General features: G+C 70.7%; 6 protein-coding genes. 4 read left to right on the top strand and 2 right to left on the bottom strand.

What is annotated here, in order from left to right; translation table 11 throughout:
- Positions 1–213: 213 nt before the first annotated feature.
- The 3 genes from ACFQ79_RS25700 to ACFQ79_RS25690 all read left to right on the top strand — a co-directional run bounded on the left by ACFQ79_RS25700 (position 214) and on the right by ACFQ79_RS25690 (position 2,925).
- Positions 214–579 (top strand): hypothetical protein, encoded by a 366-nt coding sequence (locus ACFQ79_RS25700; protein ID WP_383587412.1) that lies wholly within the window; start codon positions 214–216, stop codon positions 577–579.
- A 44-nt stretch (positions 580–623) separates the two neighbouring features.
- Positions 624–1,409 carry a HEAT repeat domain-containing protein gene (locus tag ACFQ79_RS25695; protein ID WP_383587409.1) on the top strand — a complete coding sequence of 262 codons (786 nt, stop codon included), beginning with the start codon at positions 624–626 and terminating at the stop codon, positions 1,407–1,409.
- Positions 1,410–1,611: 202 nt separating this feature from the next.
- Positions 1,612–2,925 carry a M28 family metallopeptidase gene (locus ACFQ79_RS25690; protein ID WP_383587407.1) on the top strand — a complete coding sequence of 438 codons (1,314 nt, stop codon included), beginning with the start codon at positions 1,612–1,614 and terminating at the stop codon, positions 2,923–2,925.
- Positions 2,926–3,015: 90 nt separating this feature from the next.
- Here ACFQ79_RS25690 and ACFQ79_RS25685 read toward each other — a convergent pair whose 3' ends face one another.
- Both ACFQ79_RS25685 and ACFQ79_RS25680 read right to left on the bottom strand, forming a co-directional pair.
- The gene (locus ACFQ79_RS25685; RefSeq protein WP_383587404.1) at positions 3,016–4,230 is read right to left on the bottom strand and encodes an outer membrane lipoprotein carrier protein LolA; all 1,215 of its coding nucleotides are present in this window, start codon (positions 4,228–4,230) and stop codon (positions 3,016–3,018) included.
- Positions 4,231–4,548: 318 nt separating this feature from the next.
- Positions 4,549–5,559 (bottom strand): polyprenyl synthetase family protein, encoded by a 1,011-nt coding sequence (locus ACFQ79_RS25680; protein WP_209496298.1) that lies wholly within the window; start codon positions 5,557–5,559, stop codon positions 4,549–4,551.
- A 210-nt stretch (positions 5,560–5,769) separates the two neighbouring features.
- Between ACFQ79_RS25680 and ACFQ79_RS25675 the strand changes: the two genes are divergently transcribed.
- Positions 5,770–7,275, top strand: coding sequence for a peptide MFS transporter (locus ACFQ79_RS25675; protein WP_383587400.1), 1,506 nt, complete (start codon positions 5,770–5,772; stop codon positions 7,273–7,275).
- Positions 7,276–7,280: the final 5 nt, after the last annotated feature.

Genomic DNA, 7,280 nt, shown 5'->3' with positions numbered 1-7,280 from the left:
CCGCCCTCCGAGTGTGAAAAGGCGGCCTCCGCCGCCGGGTCAAGGGTGGGCGCAGCCCATCGGCGAAGCCGACGCCGAAGGCGCCCTTGACGCGGCGGTGGAGGACGCCACACTCGGAAAGAGGGCGGCCGCACCCGAGGTAGACCTGGGCGGCAACCCCAGACACCTCACCCCCGCACCCGCACCCCCCACACCCTCCGTACGCTCCCACCCATGGACCAGGATCCTCCCGCTCCCCCCGCTCCCCCGCTCCTCCGTGACGTCCACCCGTCCCTCGTCCGTGAGCTCGTGCGGCTGCTCGAGAGCGAGGGCGAGCGGGAGCTCGCCCTCGTCGTTCACGACGTGCGGATGTACGGGCCCTGCGGCTGCAGTGACGACTTCTGCCAGAGCATCCGCACCTCCGACCACCCCCAAGGGCAGCCCTTCGGCGAAGGCCATCGCTGCGTCCTGCTCCTCCCCGAGTCCGGGATGCTCAACCTGGACGTCGTGCACGGCCGGATCGTCTACATCGAGGTCATCGACCAACCTCCGCTGTTCCGGGCCGACTTCGGCCCCGTCACGCCCTCCCCCTCCAGCTGAAACTCGGTCGAGACCAGCCCGCCGGGCCTCCTACGATCACGCCCATGGCGACCTTCGTTCACCTCACCCCCGCCGCCCACTCCGCCCGCGTCCGTCGTGCCGGGCTCAAGGCCGCCGGGCACGCCCAGTGGCGCGGCGTGTTCCTCTTCCCCGTACTCCCCTCGTACACCCTCACCCACCAGTGGCTGCGCGAGCTCGCCCGTCGCCCCGGCCCCCGTGGGCTCGTCGCCGTCCACGTGCGGCTGCCCGACGACGAGCCCGTGACCGTCGGGCGGTACAGCGACCACCGGCCCCCGCAGGTGTCGGCCGCCGAGGCCGTGCGGCGGGTCGCCGACGCCGAGGACTGCCGGGGCTGGGAGGTGTTCCTGCCGCGCTCCGTCTCCCCCTCCGAGGTCCGGCACATCCGGCCCGTGCGCCAGGTCAACGGGTGGCGCTACCGACCCGACGCCCACGGCCGACCGCCCTGTCTCTGTTTCGGCTGCCGGGACCGCGGCGGCTACGGCGCCCGCCGGCTCCGTGAGCGGCGGCCCCATCCGCTCGACGGGCCGCCGCCCGCGCCCCGCGTCCTGCTCGCCCGGATCGACGCCGCCGAGGCCCGCGGCGACACGGCGGCGCTCCGCGAGGCGCTCGGCTGGTACGGGATGCGGCGGCGCGCTCCGCTCGCCCGGCTGTCACGGCTCGCGCGGCACGACGACCCGACCGTGCGGATCGCCCTCGTCGAGGCCGCGTCCTCCTGGTCCACGCCCGGAGTCGACCTGCTTCTGGGGGAGTTGGAGAACGACTCCGATCCGGGGGTACGAGAGGCCGTCATGGAAGCGCTTGTTCGGTGAGCGAACGTACCTGACCGGTTTCCGCTCTTGACGCGGAGTCAAAATCTCACTGAACATTCAGCACGCACAACAGAACATCTGAACACCCAGACAACTGAACACAGCACACGCACTCGCACAGCTCCAGCGCCTCGTGGCACTCAAGCCCGAGGCGTCTCGCACGTTCCGTCCCATCCCCGTTCGGAATCCGGAGCCCCCACAGATGAACATCTCCGTGCCCAGACGTGTCACCAAAGCCACCGCGGTCGCCGCTCTCGCGGCGCTCGCCCTCGCCGGGCTCACCGGCACCACCGCCTCGGCCAACCCGGCCGCGGCCGCAGCCGCGCCCGACATCCCGCTGGCCAACGTCAAGCAGCACTTGACGGACCTCCAGTCGATCGCCACCGCCAACGGCGGCAACCGCGCCCACGGCCGCACCGGCTACAAGGCGTCGATCGACTTCGTGAAGGCCAAGCTGGACGCCGCCGGCTACACCACCACGGTCCAGCAGTTCACCTCCGGCGGTTCCACCGGCTACAACCTGATAGCCGACTGGCCCGGCGGCGACCCGAACCAGGTCCTGATGGCCGGTTCGCACCTGGACTCCGTGACCTCGGGTCCCGGCATCAACGACAACGGGTCCGGTTCCGCGGCCGTCCTGGAGACCGCCCTCGCCGTCGCCCGCTCCGGCTACCAGCCCACCAAGCACCTGCGTTTCGGCTGGTGGGGCGCTGAGGAGCTCGGTCTCGTCGGCTCGAAGTACTACGTGGCGCAGCTGCCCACCGCCGAGCGGGCCAAGCTCTCCGGCTACCTGAACTTCGACATGATCGGCTCGCCGAACCCGGGCTACTTCGTCTACGACGACGACCCGACGATCGAGACGACCTTCAAGAACTACTTCGCCGGTCTCGGCGTTCCGACGGAGATCGAGACGGAGGGCGACGGCCGCTCCGACCACGCGTCCTTCAAGAACGTCGGTGTCCCGGTCGGCGGCCTCTTCACGGGCGCCAGCCGGGTCAAGTCCAGTGCCCAGGTGCAGAAGTGGGGCGGTACGGCCACGGCCTTCGACCGCTGCTACCACTCGTCCTGCGACACGACGTCGAACATCAACGACACCGCTCTCGACCGCAACAGCGACGCGATCGCGCACGCGATCTGGACGCTGTCCGCCGGTACGACCACGCCGCCCGGCACGGTCTTCGAGAACACGGCCGACGTCTCGATCCCGGACAACGGCGCCGCGGTGACCTCGACGGTGAACGTCACGGGTGTCACGGGCAACGCCCCGAGCAACCTCGCCGTCGGCGTGGACATCGTCCACACCTACCGCGGTGACCTCGTCGTCGACCTCGTCGCCCCGGACGGCTCGGTCTACAGCCTGTCCAACCGGTCGGGCGGCAGCGCCGACAACATCGTCCAGACCTTCACCGTGAACGCCTCCTCCGAGGTCGCCAACGGTGCCTGGAAGCTCCGCGTCCAGGACAAGGCCTCGGTCGACACCGGCTACATCAGCGGCTTCAAGCTGACGTTCCCGTAAGGCCGCTGGAGCGGAACACAAGAACGCCCGGGCGGGTCGGTGAACATCGCCCCCGACCCGCCCGGGGTCCCAACTCTCTTCCGTGCCGCTCTACTTGCCGGCGTTCGCCGCCTGCACCAGCGCGTCCTTCGTCACCGCGCCGACGTAGACCTTGCCGTCGTCGGTGAGGAGCGCGTTCACGATCTTCGTCTTGAAGAGAGTGCCCGAGCCGAACGCGCCGGTGACCTTGTCGCCGAAGGAGTCCAGGAGCCCCTGGAACTCCTTCGGCGCCTCGTCCGTCCTGGGCGCGGGCGCCCCGGTGTCGATCTTCGCGATCGTCGTCCAGCCCTCGCCGATGACGTTCACGCCGCCCTTGTCGGAGTCGGCGCCGGGACCGAAGCCGCCGAACGCGTCCTCGAGGCCCTCCGGCAGCTGTCCGCCGAACGGGTCGCCCTTCTCGCCGGCCTCCTTCTCCGCCCCGCCCTCGGTCACCTTCGCGCCCTCCGGCGCCTTGAAGGTGAAGTCGGAGGCGGCCGGCTTCGAGAAGTCGATCTTCGTGAAGCCCGCGTCGACGACGGGCTTGCCGCCCTCGACCGAGGCGAGGGTGAACTTCAGCGGGGTGCCGTTCGCCGCGTCCACCGCGATCTTCACGGACTCGACCGTCGAACCGGACTGCTTGGGCTTGATCACCAGCTGGTACGCGTCCCGGCCGGCCACCTTCGCCGTCCCGTCGACGGTGATCGACGTGGTGTCGCCCGCCGCCTTCAGGACCTCGTCCGCGAGCTGCTTGGGCGTGCCCGGGAGCTCCTGGCCCTTCGGTCCTTCGTGGGCGCCCGGGGCGTCCGCGTCAGCCGGGGCCTTCTCGTGGAAGACCTCCTTGGACTTGCTGTCGTAGGCCCAGACGTCGTTGCCGTTGTGGATCAGGCTGTACTCGTCGGAGCCGTCGAGCACGGTCAGCTTCTGGCGCTCGGGGCCGTCCGCCGCCACCCGCAGGGTGTGGCTGCCGGAGACGAGCTGGGTCAGCCGCTCCGAGGGGTCGGCCGACGAGCCGCCGCCCGCGCCGCCGCCCAGGCCGCCGGCGAGGCCGCCGAGGCCGGACGTCAGGCCGTCCAGGGGCAGGCCCAGGTCGGTGGAGATCCGGAACGTGCCGGACAGGGTCTGGGTGTCGGAGGCGGCGATCTTCTCGATGAGCTGCTGGGCGCTGATCTCCGGCAGATCGGGGTCGCCGGACGCCGCCAGCGCCGGGACAAGGCCGATGGTCGCCGCGGCAACTCCTGCCACCGCGACCGGGACGATGTACCGGCTCGCCTTACGGGACTCTGCCATGGTCTCCCCTACCTCCGTGCCCTTGCGGGCCCTCTTGGTCGATGTCTCCATCTCACCAAAAGGGAGGGGCGGAAGCGTCAGCCCCGGGGATCAACCTCACGTACTGCTTCGGGATGACCCGACCCTGAGAAGGGCCACCGCACGGCGGACCGCGCCGGACCCGACGGCACGCCGCTTCCGGACCGCGCCGGACCCGACGGCACGCCGCCTCCGGACCGCGTCGGACAACGCCCGTACGCCCGTTCAGGGGCCGCCGGCCCGTCCTGTACGCCGTTCCCGGAGGCCGCCGGCCCGCCCTGTACGCCGTTCCGGAGGCCGTCAGCCCGCCCGGTGCACCACCGCGTCGCACATCTCGGCGAGGGCCGCCTTCGCGTACCCGTCCGGCAGCGGTGCGAGCATCGCGCGCGCCTCCTCGGCGTACCGCACGGTGTCCCGGCGTGCCTGCTCCAGGGCCGGGTGGGCGCGCAGCCGGCGCAGGACCTCGGCGTGCCGGGTGTCGTCGGTCAGGTCGCCGTCGACGAGTTCGACGAGCTCCAGGTCCTCGGGGCGTCCGTGCGCGGCGGCCGCGGCCCGCAGGTGCAGGACGGGCAGGGTCGGGATGCCCTCGCGGAGGTCGGTGCCGGGGGTCTTGCCGGACTCGTGGGAGTCGGAGGCGATGTCGAGGACGTCGTCGGCGAGCTGGAAGGCGACGCCGAGCCGTTCGCCGTACTGGGTGAGGATGTCGACGACGCTCTCGTCGGCGCCGGACATCATGGCGCCGAAGCGGCAGGAGACGGCCACGAGGGAGCCGGTCTTGCCGCCGAGGACGTCGAGGTAGTGGTCGACCGGGTCGCGGTCCTCCTGCGGACCGGCGGTCTCCAGGATCTGGCCGGTGACGAGCCGTTCGAACGCCTCGGACTGGATGCGTACGGCCTCGGGGCCGAGGTCCGCGAGCGTGTGCGAGGCGCGGGCGAAGAGGAAGTCACCCGTGAGGACGGCGATCGAGTTGCCCCAGCGGGTGTTGGCGCTGTCGACGCCGCGCCGGACGTCGGCCTCGTCCATGACGTCGTCGTGGTACAGCGTGGCCAGGTGGGTGAGTTCGACGACGACGGCGGAGGGCACCACGCCGGGCGCGTAGGGGTCGCCGAACTGGGCGGCGAGCATCACGAGCAGGGGGCGGAACCGCTTGCCACCGGCCAGGACGAGGTGCTGCGCGGCCTCCGTGATGAAGGGGACATCGCTCTTGGTGGCGTCGAGGAGGCCCGCCTCCACTGCCGCCAACCCGGTCTGGACATCGGCCTCAAGAGCCTGGTCCCGCACGCTAAGACCGAACGGCCCGACGACGGTCACGAGGGGGTCTCCTGTCTGCTGACGCCTGCTGATGTTCCCACGAATCGTTCACACGGATTGCGGGCGATCACGCTGACGATCACATGGATTGTCGATGTGTCGCTCGATTCACTCAAGCCAGCGTATCCGGTCACCTTTCGATCACCGTGGGCGCCTTCCCGTCACCCCCGGTATGTTCGGGATCAGCTCATACGACCAGGAGTATGCCCTTTGTCCCGAACAACGATCGACACCGATCCGAACGGCGAGCAGCCTCCCCCCGAGGACGACCACGCCTTCCTCGGGCACCCCCGGGGTCTGCTGACGCTGTCGGGCCTGGAGGTCTGGGAGCGGTTCTCGTTCCTCGGCATGCAGGCGATCCTCGTCCTCTACTTCGCCGCGGCCGTCTCCGACGGCGGTCTCGGCATGGCGTCGGGCACCGCGGCCTCGGTCGCCGCGGCGTACGGCACGCTCGTCTACCTGGTCTCGGTGGCCGGCGGCTGGCTCGCGGACCGCATCCTCGGCTCGTACCGGGCGGTCCTCTGGGGCGGCATCCTGATCGCCTGCGGCCACTACGCGATGGCCGTGCCGACGGCCGCCATGACCTGGGTGGGCCTCGGCCTGATCAGCGCGGGCACGGGACTGCTCAAGCCGAACGTGGCGACCATGGTCGGCAAGCTGTACCGGACGGACGACGACCGCCGGGACGCCGGCTTCGCGCTGTACTACATGGCGATCAACATCGGCGCCTTCGCCGGCCCGCTGATCACCGGCTGGCTCGCCGACCACAAGGGCTACCACTGGGGCTTCTCTGCCGCCGCGCTCGGCATGACGCTCGGCCTCGTGCAGTACGTGGCGGGCCGCCGTCACCTGGCCGGACGCAAGCACTCCGCCGAGTTCGCGCTGGCCCCCGAGGCCATGCGGCGGGCGGTCCGGCTGATGATCGCCGGCGCGGTCGTCGTGGCCGTCCTCGCCACCGCCCTCGCGCTCGCGGGCTGGCTGACCATGGACCGCTTCGTGGACGTGCTGACCGTGATCTCGGTGATCGCGCCGGTCGTCTACTTCTGGGTGATGTTCACGAGCCCCCGCGTCACCGCGGAGGAGCGCGGCCGCCTCAAGCCGTACATCGTGCTCTTCCTCGCCTCGGTCGTCTTCAACTTCATCCTCTTCCAGGCGTACTCGACGATGATCCTGCTGGCGTCGACCAACGCCCGTACGACCATCCTCGGCTTCGACTTCCCGGCGAGCTGGTACGCCTCCGCGCTCGGCGCCTTCGAGGTGGCGCTGGCGCCCGTCGTGGCCGCCGTCTGGGCCCGGATGGGGCACAGGCAGCCGCACGCCTCCAACAAGATCGCCTTCGGCGTGATCCTCGGCGGTCTGTCGTTCCTCCTGATGGTCCTGCCGACCTCCGGGCACGCGGACGACACGTACCAGATGGCCGCCTGGTGGATCGTCGGCTCGTACCTGCTGCTCGGTCTCGGTGACGTGCTCCTGGAGACCTCCGGCATGTCGGCCACCAGCAAGCTCGCCCCGAAGGCCTTCTCCAGCCAGACCATGTCGCTCTGGTTCCTCTCGCTGGCGCTCGCCAACGGCATCCAGGCGCAGACCGTGAAGCTCTACGACGACGTCTCCAAGCCCGTCTACTTCGGCGTGAACGGCGCCGTGGCCGTGGTCGTCGGCCTCGTCGTGATCGCCCTGGCGCCCTGGCTGCGCCGCACCATGCACCCCGTCCGCTGAGGACC

Origin of the sequence: Streptomyces sp. NPDC056480 (assembly GCF_042795405.1) — a bacterium.
GTDB lineage: Bacteria > Actinomycetota > Actinomycetes > Streptomycetales > Streptomycetaceae > Streptomyces.
This window is presented reverse-complemented; position numbering and strand designations above follow the sequence as displayed.

What these genes read in the sequence shown, in the direction of transcription:
- ACFQ79_RS25700 (WP_383587412.1), top strand. Translation starts at nt 214, where the DNA reads ATGGACCAGGATCCTCCCGCTCCCCCCGCTCCCCCGCTCCTCCGTGAC.
- ACFQ79_RS25695 (WP_383587409.1), top strand. Translation starts at nt 624, where the DNA reads ATGGCGACCTTCGTTCACCTCACCCCCGCCGCCCACTCCGCCCGCGTC.
- ACFQ79_RS25690 (WP_383587407.1), top strand. Translation starts at nt 1,612, where the DNA reads ATGAACATCTCCGTGCCCAGACGTGTCACCAAAGCCACCGCGGTCGCC.
- ACFQ79_RS25685 (WP_383587404.1), bottom strand. Translation starts at nt 4,230, where the DNA reads ATGGCAGAGTCCCGTAAGGCGAGCCGGTACATCGTCCCGGTCGCGGTG.